The 12,604-nt window shown below is 48.3% G+C and carries 15 protein-coding genes; 8 read left to right on the forward strand and 7 right to left on the reverse strand.

All coding sequences use genetic code 11. From position 1 onward, the window contains the following. Nucleotides 1-32: 32 nt before the first annotated feature. Together speE and ACW73I_RS00970 are read left to right on the forward strand one after the other, a co-directional pair. Nucleotides 33-878 carry a polyamine aminopropyltransferase gene (speE, locus tag ACW73I_RS00965; protein ID WP_458027319.1) on the forward strand — a complete coding sequence of 282 codons (846 nt, stop codon included), beginning with the start codon at nt 33-35 and terminating at the stop codon, nt 876-878. A gap of 396 nt (nt 879-1,274) precedes the next feature. Further along, nucleotides 1,275-1,472, forward strand: coding sequence for a hypothetical protein (locus tag ACW73I_RS00970; RefSeq protein WP_458027320.1), 198 nt, complete (start codon nt 1,275-1,277; stop codon nt 1,470-1,472). A 6-nt stretch (nt 1,473-1,478) separates the two neighbouring features. On the opposite strand, the gene ACW73I_RS00975 is transcribed toward ACW73I_RS00970, so the two are convergent. Genes ACW73I_RS00975 through ACW73I_RS00985 form a run of 3 tightly spaced genes read right to left on the reverse strand, consistent with a single transcriptional unit; the run spans nt 1,479 to nt 3,707 of the window. Beyond that, the gene (locus tag ACW73I_RS00975; RefSeq protein WP_458027321.1) at nt 1,479-2,438 is read right to left on the reverse strand and encodes a zinc metalloprotease HtpX; all 960 of its coding nucleotides are present in this window, start codon (nt 2,436-2,438) and stop codon (nt 1,479-1,481) included. 3 nt (nt 2,439-2,441) lie between these two features. After that, on the reverse strand, nt 2,442-2,750 hold the full coding sequence (locus tag ACW73I_RS00980) for a chaperone modulator CbpM (protein WP_458027322.1): 309 nt from the start codon (nt 2,748-2,750) through the stop codon (nt 2,442-2,444). Nucleotides 2,751-2,762: 12 nt separating this feature from the next. Further along, a complete protein-coding gene (locus tag ACW73I_RS00985; protein ID WP_458027323.1) occupies nt 2,763-3,707 on the reverse strand; it encodes a DnaJ C-terminal domain-containing protein in 945 nt (314 codons plus the stop codon). A gap of 84 nt (nt 3,708-3,791) precedes the next feature. Between ACW73I_RS00985 and ACW73I_RS00990 the strand changes: the two genes are divergently transcribed. The 5 genes from ACW73I_RS00990 to ACW73I_RS01010 all read left to right on the forward strand — a co-directional run bounded on the left by ACW73I_RS00990 (nt 3,792) and on the right by ACW73I_RS01010 (nt 9,145). Further along, nucleotides 3,792-4,796 (forward strand): hydrolase, encoded by a 1,005-nt coding sequence (locus ACW73I_RS00990; RefSeq protein ID WP_458027324.1) that lies wholly within the window; start codon nt 3,792-3,794, stop codon nt 4,794-4,796. A gap of 111 nt (nt 4,797-4,907) precedes the next feature. After that, on the forward strand, nt 4,908-5,822 hold the full coding sequence (gene glyQ / locus ACW73I_RS00995; protein ID WP_458027325.1) for a glycine--tRNA ligase subunit alpha: 915 nt from the start codon (nt 4,908-4,910) through the stop codon (nt 5,820-5,822). A gap of 2 nt (nt 5,823-5,824) precedes the next feature. Next, nucleotides 5,825-7,894, forward strand: a complete 2,070-nt coding sequence (glyS, locus tag ACW73I_RS01000; RefSeq protein ID WP_458027470.1) for a glycine--tRNA ligase subunit beta — start codon at nt 5,825-5,827, stop codon at nt 7,892-7,894. After that, nucleotides 7,891-8,433 (forward strand): D-glycero-beta-D-manno-heptose 1,7-bisphosphate 7-phosphatase, encoded by a 543-nt coding sequence (gene gmhB, locus ACW73I_RS01005; RefSeq protein ID WP_458027326.1) that lies wholly within the window; start codon nt 7,891-7,893, stop codon nt 8,431-8,433. The genes glyS and gmhB overlap by 4 nt, the downstream gene beginning before the upstream one ends. Continuing rightward, nucleotides 8,399-9,145, forward strand: coding sequence for a lysophospholipid acyltransferase family protein (locus ACW73I_RS01010; RefSeq protein ID WP_458027327.1), 747 nt, complete (start codon nt 8,399-8,401; stop codon nt 9,143-9,145). Before gmhB ends, ACW73I_RS01010 begins: the two co-directional genes overlap by 35 nt. A 127-nt stretch (nt 9,146-9,272) precedes the next feature. Here ACW73I_RS01010 and ACW73I_RS01015 read toward each other — a convergent pair whose 3' ends face one another. The 3 genes from ACW73I_RS01015 to ACW73I_RS01025 form a co-directional block, all read right to left on the reverse strand. After that, complete coding sequence (locus tag ACW73I_RS01015) at nt 9,273-9,410, reverse strand: hypothetical protein (protein WP_458027328.1); 138 nt, start codon at nt 9,408-9,410, stop codon at nt 9,273-9,275. A 116-nt stretch (nt 9,411-9,526) separates the two neighbouring features. After that, nucleotides 9,527-11,434 (reverse strand): DCC1-like thiol-disulfide oxidoreductase family protein, encoded by a 1,908-nt coding sequence (locus tag ACW73I_RS01020; protein WP_458027329.1) that lies wholly within the window; start codon nt 11,432-11,434, stop codon nt 9,527-9,529. A 133-nt stretch (nt 11,435-11,567) separates the two neighbouring features. Beyond that, a complete protein-coding gene (locus ACW73I_RS01025; RefSeq protein WP_458027330.1) occupies nt 11,568-11,696 on the reverse strand; it encodes a hypothetical protein in 129 nt (42 codons plus the stop codon). Between the two features lie 163 nt (nt 11,697-11,859). Here ACW73I_RS01025 and ACW73I_RS01030 point away from each other — a divergent pair, with 163 nt between their 5' ends. Next, entirely contained in the window at nt 11,860-12,333 is a 474-nt protein-coding gene (locus tag ACW73I_RS01030; RefSeq protein ID WP_458027331.1) for a hypothetical protein, read from the forward strand. Nucleotides 12,334-12,396: 63 nt separating this feature from the next. Here ACW73I_RS01030 and ACW73I_RS01035 read toward each other — a convergent pair whose 3' ends face one another. Next, nucleotides 12,397-12,585 (reverse strand): DUF2970 domain-containing protein, encoded by a 189-nt coding sequence (locus tag ACW73I_RS01035; RefSeq protein ID WP_458027332.1) that lies wholly within the window; start codon nt 12,583-12,585, stop codon nt 12,397-12,399. Between the last annotated feature and the right edge of the window lie 19 nt (nt 12,586-12,604).

The following is a 12,604-nucleotide window of genomic DNA, read 5'->3' on the forward strand; positions in this document are numbered from 1 at the left end:
CCGCAACTTTTATGACTTTTTGAGGACACCTCATGTTAGACGCCCAATGGTTCAGCGAAGCCCAAAGCTCGAGCGGTACCGCATTCTCACTTAAGATCAAACGAAAATTGCATGAAGAACAATCCGAATTTCAGTTGCTGGAAATCTACGAAACCGAAGAGTTTGGCAATTTGATGGTAATCGACGGCTGCACTATGGTCTCTACCCGCGATAATTTCTTTTATCACGAGATGATGAGCCATCCAGTGCTATTTACTCATCCTAATCCGAAAAAAGTCTGGATCATTGGCGGCGGCGACTGCGGTACGTTGCGCGAAGTATTGAAACATCCGGGTATCGAGCAAGCCGTGCAAATCGATATCGACGAACGCGTGACCCGTCTGTCGGAAATTTATTTTCCGGAATTATGCGAATCCAATAGCGACCCTCGCGCCGAGCTGAAATTCATCGACGGCATCAAATGGGTCAAAGATGCAGAACCCGATAGCGTGGATATCATCATTGTCGACAGCACGGATCCCGTTGGGCCGGCGGAAGGCTTGTTTTGCGCCGATTTTTACAAAGATTGCTTCAGAGCTTTGAGCGAAAACGGTATCGTCATCCAGCAAAGCGAATCGGCTCTGCTGCATATGACAATCTTAAAAGAAATGCGCGACGAGATGCGGGCCGGGGGTTTCAATCATATGCAAACGCTATTCTTCCCGCAATGCATCTATCCATCCGGCTGGTGGAGCGCCACGATGGCCGGCAAAGCCGATCTTTCCAGTTTCAGGGAACATGATGCCGCCAAAAAGGATTTTGAAACGGTTTACTACAACAGCGAGATACACAAAGCCAGCCTCGCAATGCCGGAATTCTTCAAAAAAGCGTTTTCGTAAACTTGAAACGGACTCGGTTTCAACGACCGAATCCGTTGACGGCCCGAACTGACAAAAATGTCAGCCGGAGTCACGCGTGACAGCCGTTAATTGCAAATTACTTATTACAAACAGTGTCGTTGATAGATATAGTGGCTAGCGCTTTTTATATATTCAACGAAGCATCACAGCGTTACAAGCTACTTAATCAGTTATTATTTTATAAAAAACACAATGAGTTACGTCGCATAACCATTAAAAACATTAGCAATTTCGACTAATTGAAACATAAAAACTTGCGCCTTTTTATGCGGTTGAACGACCTGGCATGTTAATAGCTAATCTTTGGATACTGCTTCCAAGCTCTGCCAATGAATTTGGAAGCGATTAAACCATGACAATAATTAGGTGAGGCAAATGAAAAAAGTTAAAGCTTTTAATGTTTTAATAACGTTAGCGGCTTTTGCGGCATTGTATTTTCTATTACCGAGTGACAACGATTCCTCTAACGTAACGGTTGATAGAATAGAAGCATCCACTTCGCAACAAAACCGAGTTACCAAAAAAGCTTATCAGCATCCGCCAGTTAGAGACATCTTTTTACATAATGCTTGATGAGGCCTAATACCAAAAACCGCCTATTCGCCATCTTGGCGAACGCTGAATGACCTTAGCGGTATAGTCTATCGGTACGTCGAAAGCCAAAGGAGAAATTAACCTTGTATAAGCCCTAGTATATTCCTGTAAGCGTTTTATCCGATCGCCAGTTGACGGGTGACTTCGTAGCCAGGACGGCTGGGGATTTCCCCAGCCGGGCAACAAAATTTCTATCCACGAGCGACTGCTCCGCTCTATTCTCGCCAAAGCGAACGCTAAACCCATCGGATCGCCTGTCAGCATTGCCGACCGGCGATCCGCGTCGTATTCGCGAACTCGGGATAAACCGAGTTGAGCCAAAACCGCCAATTGCGGCGAAAATAGAAGTAGCGGAATCGACGACAGATTGAGTTTGACGCTGTAACCTTCGATAAAAAGTATGGGTAACGTTAGTAACAGCATGAATTGGCCAATGACGGAAAACAAATTAGTCAAGCGACTAACGTAATCCGCCAACCCCATCACTTTAAGATCACCATGAGCGATATGCGCGATTTCGTGACCTAATACTCCAGAAAGCTCGCGCAACGTTAACTGATTTAGTAAGCCATCGGTCAATGCAATAGCGGAACGCTTGCAGTTGCCAACTGCAAATGCATTGATTAACGAACTTGGAACGTAATAAAGCGTCGGAGTGACCGGAAGTTCGGCACGACTAGCAAGCGTCTGCGTGACATGCCATAACTGCGGCGCTTCTAACGGATGAATGGGACGTGCTTGGTACAATTTTAGTGTTAAACGCCAAGCGGCAACCGGCTCGATAAACAACGTTACTAGAGCGCCACCTATCGCAAACCAAAAACCGATCCCGCCGAACAATAAGCTACCAACTGAACCGCTGATACCCAATAACAATAGAACCAGTAACGCAGTTTGGATACGGTTACGCCACTGATGAGGCTGCCAATCATTATATCCAGACATAGTTCAATATCTGTCGATTCGCAATAATTGACGTCTTAAACTGTCGAGTTCTTCCTGCAAATCCGCCACTAAAGCTGCCAATTCGGGGGTTGCGTCGAAATTCCGTTCTATATTGACGATACGTTTGGCTCGAGTCAGTTCCACCGCCGAAAAACGCCAAGTTCCAGCGCCAAGTTTCACAGCCGAAAGTAAGCCGTCTTCGATATGCTGTAAAACCCATTCGGGCTCAACCGCACATAATGCAGCCAACTGTTCCAGGGAGAAACCGCTTTCTTCTACCACGGTCGCGATCATAATTTCGGGGTCGGACATGATTGTTCCTCACTAACTATGACGTGGGTCGAATGCCAATTCCTGCGCCATTTGCCGGTAAATAGACCGGGCTTTTTCGCTATTGGCGGGCGGCAACACGACTGATATGTCTAACAACAGGTCGCCGGGCGGATCGCTTGGTATCCCTTTTCCACCTAATCGCAATTGTCGTCCGCTTTGCGTGCCTTCCGGAATCCGCACCTTAAGACCGCTATCGATGATATTCACCGGAATTACCGCACCCAATGCCGCTTCCCACGGAGTAACCGGAACACATAAATGTAAGTTGCGGCCGTCGACTCTAAACCTGGAATGAGGTTTGAAGTGAACTTCGAGCAGCAGATCGCCCGCTTTGCCGTTTCCTAAACCAGGTGCACCTTGACCGGCTAGCCGAATGATTTGACCTTCATGAACACCTTTAGGAATTTTGACATTCAAGACGCGATTATCGAGAACAACGCGACCTTGAGCATTCATCCGCGGAACGCGCAAAGCGATTTGACGCGACACCCCTCTAAAACTATCTTCGAGATCCAGCATAACTTTGGCATGATGATCTTCGCCGCGAGCGTTAACTCGGCCTTGTGTATAAAAACCACCCGATCTTGCGCCACGCAAGTTTCCAAATAATTCAGCGAAAAAATCACTAAATTCGGCGGCCTCCCTAGGATCAACGCCTCGCCCGGAAAATTCGAAACCGGCATCCCAGTCGGGCGGAGGCCTGAACTCCTGTCCGGATCGATAGCCTCGGCCTAACTGGTCATAAGCCGCGCGCTTCTCCGGATCCGAGAGCACTGCATAAGCTTCGTTGACTTCCTTCATTCGTGATTCGGCATCAGGCTCTTTAGAAACGTCCGGATGATATTTACGGGCAAGCTTGCGGAAGGCTTTCTTAACCTCCTCCAACGACGCATCCGGTTTGACGCCTAGCGTCTGGTAATAGTCCTTGTATTGCAATGACTCCCCCTTGCGCGCGATGTCACGACAGGTGATAGTGATTTAGTAGAATATCCTATCAAGTTTGAAAAATAGATTGCGGCTATGCCTCTGATTCAACGTCATTTTAAACCGGTTTGGTGGCTGAAAAATCCCCATTTGCAAACACTTTACCCGACATTGATGCGAAAGGCATCGCCATTGAAGCGACAACGGGAACGCATATTTACCCCAGACCACGATTTTCTCGACTTGGACTGGTACGGCAACGACAAACGGCATATCGTTATTCTGTTGCACGGGCTGACCGGCAGTTCCCGATCAAGCTATATTTTGGGCTTGCAATACGCTTTAAATCAATACGGTTTTTCCAGTGTAGCTATTAATTTCCGCGGCTGTAGCGGCGAATCCAATCTACGCGCACGCTGCTATCATTCGGGAGAAACCGAAGACGTGGCGTTCGTTTACAAAATTGTGCGCCAACGATATCCAAAGTCTGCTTTAGCAGCGGCCGGATTTTCGTTGGGCGGCAACGTCCTATTAAAATGGTTAGGCGAACAAGGCCGAGAACTCAACTTGTTTGCGGCTGCAGCGGTTTCGGTACCTTTGGTATTAAGTGAATGCGCAAACAAATTAGATCAGGGTTTTTCAAGGATTTACCGAAAATATTTGTTGGATGAATTAAAACGCTATATGCGTAATAAACAATACGCCCTGGAACAAAATGGCTTATTAGCTGAAGCCCGAAAAATATCGGCTCTTGGCGACCTCTCGGCGATACGTTCATTCTGGCAATATGATGACCAAGTCGTCGCCCGGCTGCATGGCTTTAAAGATGTCGATGACTATTACACCCGTTCCAGCTCTCGCCAGTTTTTAGCTTCTATTCAGTTACCGACCTTATTGATCCAAGCGCGAGACGATCCGTTTATGACGGAGGCGATATTGCCGAACGCAAGTGAATTAGCACCTAAGGTAGACTTGGAAATATACGACTGCGGCGGCCATGTCGGTTTTGTCGGTTCACGCAGACTTTCGCGGATTCACTATTGGCTTGATCAGCGCGTGCCGCAATATTTGTCCGAAAAACTGCATAATCGCAGCCTTTAATCGTGAATATTGAGTGTGTAAAGTCCCTTTTCTTGAAATGCCAGGTCTGTCTGCTTGGCTATAGTTTTTCCGGTATAATCGGATGATTTGAACCATCAACTGGCTCCCAACGTGTCGATAAGCAAAAACGATGTCTCTACTTTTCAGGGCCTGATTCTGACCTTGCAAGAATACTGGTCGGATCGGGGTTGTGTATTGTTGCAACCTTTGGATCAAGAAGTGGGAGCAGGGACATTTCACCCCGCTACCTTTTTGCGCGCTATCGGGCCTGAGCCTTGGAATTCAGCCTACGTTCAGCCATCGCGCCGTCCGACCGACGGCCGCTACGGCGAAAATCCCAACCGCTTACAGCATTACTACCAATTTCAGGTGGTCATGAAGCCATCGCCTATCGATATTCAGGATTTGTATCTTGGCTCGTTACGCCATTTAGGCTTGGATTTGCTGGAGCACGATATCCGCTTCGTCGAAGACAACTGGGAATCGCCGACGCTGGGCGCCTGGGGGCTGGGCTGGGAAGTGTGGCTGAACGGCATGGAAGTCACGCAGTTTACTTATTTTCAACAGGTCGGCGGCCTGGAATGCAAGCCGGTGACGGGCGAAATCACTTACGGTTTGGAGCGTATCGCCATGTATCTTCAGGGCGCCGAAAGCGTGTTCGACCTGGTCTGGACCCGCGGCCCGCAAGGCGTGGTAACCTACGGCGACGTGTTTCATCAAAACGAAGTGGAAATGTCGGAGTTCAACTTCGACCTGGCCAACGTCGACTTCCTGTTTCAATGCTTCGACACCTTCGAACGCGAATGTCTGATGTTGCTGGACAAGAATCTACCGCTGCCGGCCTATGAAATGGTGCTGAAAGCCTCGCATTCCTTCAACTTGCTGGATGCGCGCCATGCCATCTCCGTCACAGAGCGTCAGCGATACATCTTGCGGGTGCGCAACATGGCCAAATCGGTGGCCGAAGCCTATTACAACCGCCGGGAAGCCCTGGGCTTTCCAATTCTCGCCAGACAGGGAGCGTAATGATGACAACAACTCAGCATTTGTTATTTGAACTGGGCTGCGAAGAATTACCACCCAAATCTCTGAAAAGACTCAGCGATGCGCTGGCTCAAGGGTTGGCCGACGGTTTTGCCGATGCCGGACTCAATTTCAATCAGATTCGCGCGTTTGCCACGCCGCGCCGCTTGGCGGTCATAGTCGACGATTTGTCGGCGCATCAGGCGGATAAGACCGTAGAAAAACGCGGCCCTGCCGTTTTAGCCGCATTCGGTCCTGACGGCAATCCGACCAAGGCCGCGCAAGGTTTCGCCGCCAGTTGCGGTACCACGGTCGATCAATTGGAGCGCGTGGAGACCGAAAAGGGCGAATGGCTGGTATTCAGGCAAGCGGTCAAAGGCCAGGCGTCAGCGGATTTGATTCCCGGCATCATTCATAAGAGCTTGAACAATTTGCCGATTGCCAAGCGCATGCGCTGGGGAAGTTTCGATGCCGAATTTGCCCGCCCCGTACATTGGGCGGTGCTGCTGTTTGGCAGCGACGTCATCGAAACCGAAATAGTTGGCATCAAGACCGGCCGTAGCAGCCGCGGCCATCGTTTTCACGCCCCGCAGGCAATCGATATCGCCAGTCCGCATGATTATCTGGAGACTTTGCAAACAAGAGGCAAGGTAATTGCGGATTTTTACGCCCGAATGGAGATGATCGAAAAAGCCGCTAATCAAGCCGCCGCCGATGTCGGCGGCGAAGCATATATCGAAGCCGATTTGCTTGAGGAAGTCGCGGCCCTGAACGAATGGCCGGTCCCGGTAGTGGGCAATTTCGATGCGCGTTTCTTGCAGTTGCCGCAAGAAGTCCTGATCACCACGATGCAGGCCAACCAGAAATACTTCCCGATAAAGGATGCAGATGGCGGCCTCTTGCCGCATTTCATTACCTTCGCCAACATCGAAAGCTCCAATCCGGATTCGATCCGGCTCGGCAACGAGCGCGTGGTGTTGCCTAGGCTGGTGGATGCCGAATTTTTCTGGAAACAGGACAGAAAACAATCGCTGGCCGAGCGCGTCGATAGCCTGAAAACCATCGTATTCCAGAAAGACCTGGGCACGCTGTTCGACAAAACGGAACGCGTCAGCCAATTGGCCGCATTGATCGCGGAGAATTTGGGAGCGGATGTCGAACTGACGAAACGTGCTGCTCTGCTGGCGAAAACCGACTTGATGACCAATATGGTCGGCGAGTTTGCCAATCTGCAAGGCACGATGGGACGTTATTATGCTATGGCCGACGGAGAAGATCGGGCAGTGGCTACCGCATTGGAAGAACAATATTTTCCCAAGCAGTCCGGTGGTGTAATACCTCAAGCTGATTTCAGCGTGGCATTGGCGTTGGCCGAAAAAATCGACACGCTCGCGGGCATTTTCAGCGCCGGCCTCGTTCCGACCGGCGACAAAGACCCTTACGCCCTGCGCCGCGCTACGTTGGGCATCTTGAGAATTATCATCGAAAACGGCTTGCAGCTGGATGCCGTCGAGCTAGTCGATGCGGCGCTAGGGCAATTCACGCACGGCTTCGACAAAACCGACACGCGGCAAAAAGTCATCGGCTTCATGTTCGATCGTCTGAAAGGCTATTGTCTGGATCAGGGCTACAGTAGCGACGAGTTCGAAGCGGTATTGGCCGTCAAGCCGAGCAAACCGTTCGACTTTTGGCAAAGAATCCGAGCCGTCCAAACCTTCAGGCAACTACCGGAAGCGGAAAGTCTGGCTGCCTCCAACAAACGCATCATCAACATCCTGAAGAAATCGGAACACCCGATTCAAGACCAAATCGGCACGCTGGTCGAAGCCGAAGAGAAAAACCTGCTATCCGCCGCGGAAGCGTCGGAAGCCGATATTATCCCGCTACTGGCCGAGCAGGATTATCAGTTGGCTTTAAACCGCTTGGCTCAATTACGCGATACAGTCGATGCTTTCTTCGACCACGTCATGGTCAACACGGACGACGAAAACTTACGAAGCAGCCGCTTGGCGCTTCTGTCTATGCTTTCGAATCAATTTTTGAAAATCGCCGATATTTCCAAGTTGCAATCGTGACCGATCGCTATGTGATCTTGGATCGCGACGGCACGATCAACGCCGATTCGGATCTGTTCGTCAAATCACCGGAAGAGTGGTTACCGCTTGACGGCAGCCTGGAAGCCATTGCGCTGCTGAATCGGCACGGTTTTAAGGTGGTCGTGATCACCAATCAGTCCGGCATCAGTCGCGGCTTATTCGACTTAGCGACATTGGATGCGATGCATGACAAGATGAGGCGCCTGCTTACACAAGCCGGAGGCCGGATCGAAGCGATTTATGTCTGCCCCCATGGGCCGGACGATGGATGCGACTGCCGAAAACCGAAGCCCGGCCTATTCCTGGCATTTGCCAAGGACATGCAAGTCGATCTGAGCGATGTCTATGCGATCGGCGATTCGTACCGCGATATAGAAGCGGCTTCAGCCGCCGGCGCCAAACCTATTTTGGTCAAGACGGGCAAAGGCCAAAAAACTTTGAAACAACATCCGCAAATCAATATTCCAACCTTTGAGAATCTTTATGAAGCAGCAACGCACATCGTCTCGCAAAGCTGATTTTAGGGTCTATTTTGGCTCAACCTTGATCTTTATTTATATTTTGTTGTCGACGCCCATCGTCGGCGCTGCCATTCTAGGTAGCTTCTGGTTACCGTTTAACATTCGCTACACGTTCGCCGATATTTGGATTAATTGTTTTCTGTATATGCTCAAGCTCTGTTGCGGCCTACAGTACCAGGTAGAGGGCTTGGAAAATCTTCCGAAAGATCAAGCGGCTATCATTCTATGCAAACATCAATCGGCATGGGAAACCATCGCCTTACGACAAATCATAAAACCGCAGACCGCCGTATTGAAAAAATCCCTGCTGCATATCCCGTTCGGAGGATGGGCATTGGCCACATTGAAACCCATCGCGATTGACCGTAGCAATCAAAAAGAGGCTTTGAAAATGTTGCTGGAACAGGGCATCGCTCGCCTACAAGAAGGCATGTTCGTGTTGATTTTCCCGGAAGGAACACGGGTGGCGCCCGGCGAGTACAAAAAGTTCAACGCGGGTGGTGCGGTGCTGGCTCATAAATCGGGTTATCCGGTCGTTCCGGTTGCACACAATGCCGGCAAATATTGGCCTAGAAATAGTTTTTTAAAATATCCCGGCGTGATTAAAGTCAAAATCGGGCCGACGATCGCGACGAAAGAGAAAGCTGCTAAGGAGATTATTGCGGAAACGGAAACGTGGATATCTCAAGCCATGAACGATCTTGAATAAGAAACCCCGCTCAAAAAATAGGCGTAGCCGACTTAAGACTAATAAACGAAAACTGATTGGATAAAGAAATAAGGCCCGCTTGCGCGGGCCTCACTCAGGAATTTAAAAAGTCCTGTCAGCGCTAGGATTAGTTAACGCCTGAACCTTGTTGGTTAGGAGTACCGTAACCTTTCGGTTTTGGGTTGCCTTGGTCCGGATCATCCATGCAACCTGCCAAGCTGAACACCATCAGAGCCATAGCCAAGACAGAAAATACTTTTTTCATAACATCCTCCGAATAAATTTAAAGGTTTTTATAATTTTTCGCGCGCCCATACAGGACACGAAGAATTTTATAACATGACACTTCGACGCATGCAACACCAAATTTGGTTTATTGCATTACAACGCGTCGATGTCATTTGGCAAATTAATCATGGTTTCTTTATTCTTCCATTGCGCCGAGCCAACCGCTAACCAATCGCCGGACATATTCTTAGCTCTTAAACCCTTCTCCCAATCGACAGGCGCGTTAATCTTCCTCATCTTGATGATGAATCTTGTGTCGTTCAAATCGAGACCGAGCTTGGTACCCCAAAATGCAGTCACTTTCATGATGAATTTCTTTAATCTGAATTCGTCGATATTCGGCGTAACCGCAATATTCGCCCACATCGAATGAACCCTACCCCAGTTGGGCGCCAATAGGCGACCCTCTTCGTTCACAAACGGCAACCAATGTTCGACTCCATTCGCATCTATATAGGTAATGGCCAATGCATGGTTGTAGCCTTCAAAATGGTCGTGCAAATATAGGGCGTGGGGAGTGATGCCCAGAAAGGTATGAGAGAACATGAGTAACGCGTTGCTCATGTCCGCTAATAAGCTGGTTAAAGGCGAATGATGAGTATCAACTTTAAATCGATACAACAACCCATAATGCAGACTGCAATTTAATTGAAACAATATCATCACCATTAAAACTTTTGCGATTTTATACGCATGACGTTTTTGCAGCTTGGGTTGAACTACGGTAAAGATTCGATCATAGAATGTAGCCGGAAAATTCGCTGGCGCATCTTTGATGCAACTGGTGTCGCAATTTATCCGCATTCGATTGTCCGCAATACGTCGATAGTGACGTTCGATAAGCGCATTCAATAACGGCAGCCGCATAATCCATCCGATCATCGCTGTATAGCCCATAGCGATAAAAATCCGGACATAGGTATCGACACCGGCATACACCCGTCCATTCCGGTCGAGCGCATACAGGTCGGTTAGCAGCGTTTTATCGTCAAACCGGTTTAAGGCTGGATAATCGCGCGCATAAATTTGCGCGGGTTTAAATTCAACGGCCTCTCGCAAGTCGAAATGATTCAGAATGATTACTGTGCGATTACACAGCGGGCATTGCTGGTCGTAAAAAACCGTCAGAACGGCTTGTCGTTTCTTCATCCAAGAAGCGATCCTGGGATACCAGGAAAAAGGTACCATCAGCACATAGAAAATCAGCATGCCCATACCGAAGGGATAAATATTGAATGACAGGGTAATCCCCAGATGCAGCAATATGCCGATCAGCAAATAGAGCGGTCTTAGCAAACGGACATGGAAAAACAACAGGAACGTAAACTGAAATACCATGATGGTATAGCCGATCAGCTTTTGCAGACTTTCGATATTCAACAGCCAAGACATGTCAATGGCGGATACGTAGTAAGGCATCGACGAGGGTAGCCATGCTCCCAAACCATTACGCCAATGCTCGGCGAACATCTTGTGTATGGCCGAATCGAAATATAAGAATCCCAAGCAGACCATTACCGGTAGATAATAAGCCAGCCGGGAAACCGTTGCCGGCCGAACCTGGTCATCATGAATAAACGGGGTCGCCAGTTTTTTTCTGAGATTATCGATAGAAAACGCTTTGTCGATCGGCATGAAAATCAGAAAGAAATTCGTGCCTATCATGAACAAATCGAACCCTCCGTCGAAGTCGCGCTGCATCGGCGTAAAGTTCACAAATACCAGCCAGAAAACATAGTTGGCAATACTAACGGGCTGGCAGCGATAGCCTATCATCAGGCAAAAGGCAATCGCCGCCCAGCTCCATAGGAAAAAGGTAATCATTGGAAATTCCACATCCATAAAGGGGATGGGGTCGAAAATCAAATGATTGAAATAAACCAGGAACAATACTTCCTGCAGGGTAACCAGCCCAAACAGTAACCGAAACAATCCAATGCCCGTTGCGGGCGCTTGTTTCAGGTAAACCGAGTGGATTTTAGAAGCGAGTAATCTGTACATTATCGATCAGAGCGGCAAAAAATGTACAAATTATAAGGTATTCTAAACTGCGAAAAACAGCCGGGCGCAAAAAAGGCGGCCCCGGATTACCGGTCCGCCTTTTTAAAAAATCAGACTCGAAGATTCGAGTGACTTATTCTTCGTCTTTAGGTTCAGCAAACACCCATTTTACGAAGAAATAACCTGCAGCGATGATCACCACTGCTCCAATCATGCCGGCTGGTTCTTTTAACATTTCTGTTAAGTCTAAGATCGCTCCCATGGGTGCCTCCTACCTTTCGATATATAATTTAGTTATAAAAAGTGCCAATTAACTGGCTTTCGAGCTTCATATGTTACTTTAGCTTTCTCCAAAGTCAAGCGATTGATTGTCATACGAAGAAAGATAAGGCTTCAAATTGCCATATTGTCGGTTTATAGGTAGTATGCGTGTTCTGGTTGATTTTACAAAAATAAAAATAGCTAAGAGGGGAAAATATATGATCGGTGGTATTGTAATGGTATTAACGGCGATCTGGATCTACCAGTCGCTGATGAGGGCCAAAAAAAGCAATGTTTTGATGTGGGTTGCGGCGCTCTCCATACTCTTCTTTGTAGTTGAATTTGTATCGCAAATTTTCTGCATCGAAATTATTGATGCGTTGGGCGGTAAAGATATCGGCGATAGCTATGACCGTAATCTGACCAGCGTTGGAGACCGCAAAACTCAAGAAAACGCGGGTGGTTTTTTCGTCAACAGTTTGTGCGAATTGTTCCCGTCCATAGCCGGCGTCTTGGCTGTGGCCGTAGTTCGGACACTGGTCATAATGAAAGAAGCCTTGACGCCTGCCAATTTGTTCAGCGGCATCAAAGAAATGTTTATCAGCATAAAAGACAGTTTCAAAACATCCGGCAATTAAACAGACTCTTTGCGCTAAAAAAGCCCAAGCTTGCTTGGGCTTTTTTGTTACATTGCGGCGTTTTTATCCCGTTACCATCGAAACGATGCCCGCTATCATCAGGATAAATAAGACAGTCGCAATCAATCCGACAACGATATAAGCGGGCAATGAGCCATGCTTGAAATCGATCTCCCGGTTCTTATTGCTTTGCACACCAACGGCTGCGGCAATAACGCTTTTTACGACATGTAATAAACTGGGCTTAGTCATGATTTTCCCTTTAAAATTA

This window comes from Methylomonas sp. MgM2 (genome assembly GCF_054172045.1).

Coding starts and splice junctions, on each gene's coding strand:
- speE (WP_458027319.1), top strand. CDS start 33: ATGTTAGACGCCCAATGGTTCAGCGAAGCCCAAAGCTCGAGCGGTACC.
- ACW73I_RS00970 (WP_458027320.1), top strand. CDS start 1,275: ATGAAAAAAGTTAAAGCTTTTAATGTTTTAATAACGTTAGCGGCTTTT.
- ACW73I_RS00975 (WP_458027321.1), bottom strand. CDS start 2,438: ATGTCTGGATATAATGATTGGCAGCCTCATCAGTGGCGTAACCGTATC.
- ACW73I_RS00980 (WP_458027322.1), bottom strand. CDS start 2,750: ATGTCCGACCCCGAAATTATGATCGCGACCGTGGTAGAAGAAAGCGGT.
- ACW73I_RS00990 (WP_458027324.1), top strand. CDS start 3,792: ATGCCTCTGATTCAACGTCATTTTAAACCGGTTTGGTGGCTGAAAAAT.
- glyS (WP_458027470.1), top strand. CDS start 5,825: ATGACAACAACTCAGCATTTGTTATTTGAACTGGGCTGCGAAGAATTA.
- ACW73I_RS01010 (WP_458027327.1), top strand. CDS start 8,399: ATGAAGCAGCAACGCACATCGTCTCGCAAAGCTGATTTTAGGGTCTAT.
- ACW73I_RS01015 (WP_458027328.1), bottom strand. CDS start 9,410: ATGAAAAAAGTATTTTCTGTCTTGGCTATGGCTCTGATGGTGTTCAGC.
- ACW73I_RS01020 (WP_458027329.1), bottom strand. CDS start 11,434: ATGTACAGATTACTCGCTTCTAAAATCCACTCGGTTTACCTGAAACAA.
- ACW73I_RS01025 (WP_458027330.1), bottom strand. CDS start 11,696: ATGGGAGCGATCTTAGACTTAACAGAAATGTTAAAAGAACCAGCCGGC.
- ACW73I_RS01030 (WP_458027331.1), top strand. CDS start 11,860: ATGCGTGTTCTGGTTGATTTTACAAAAATAAAAATAGCTAAGAGGGGA.
- ACW73I_RS01035 (WP_458027332.1), bottom strand. CDS start 12,585: ATGACTAAGCCCAGTTTATTACATGTCGTAAAAAGCGTTATTGCCGCA.